1 protein-coding gene is annotated in these 447 nt (G+C 36.0%); it reads left to right on the top strand.

Going from position 1 to position 447, the window contains the following annotated elements; translation table 11 throughout:
• A partial coding sequence (locus DDE80_RS14720) for an RNA-guided endonuclease InsQ/TnpB family protein (protein ID WP_153060942.1) occupies window positions 1–447 on the top strand: 447 nt, incomplete at both ends.

Below are 447 nucleotides of genomic sequence, written 5' to 3'. Positions count from 1 at the left end.
GTCTTATACAACCAATCGAGTGAACGGAAATATCGAATTGCAAGATGGTCATATCAAATTACCTAAACTGAAATTAGTAAAAATCAAGCAACATCGGGAAATCCCTACGGATTATAAATTAAAATCTTGTACGATTTCTAAAACAAAATCAGGTAAATACTATATTTCGATTTTGACAGAATACGAGAAAGAAATTAAACCAGTGTCCATTCAGAAAGTTGTTGGGCTAGATTTCGCTATGGACGGTCTGTATGTCGAAAGTGAACAGGGTGAGAAAGCCAATTACCCGCGTTTTTATCGACAATCATTAGAGAAATTAACAAAAGAACAACGCATCCTATCTCGTAGAAAGAAAGGTTCTGCACGTTGGGAAAAACAACGTTTGAAAGTGGCTGCACTACAAGAAAAAACAGCCAATCAACGTAAGAACTTTCTACACCATCAATC

It is taken from the genome of Metalysinibacillus jejuensis (assembly GCF_003057615.1).
Taxonomy (GTDB): domain Bacteria; phylum Bacillota; class Bacilli; order Bacillales_A; family Planococcaceae; genus Metalysinibacillus; species Metalysinibacillus jejuensis.
Note: the sequence above shows the minus strand (reverse complement) of the source record. Positions and strands in the feature narration are given on the sequence as shown.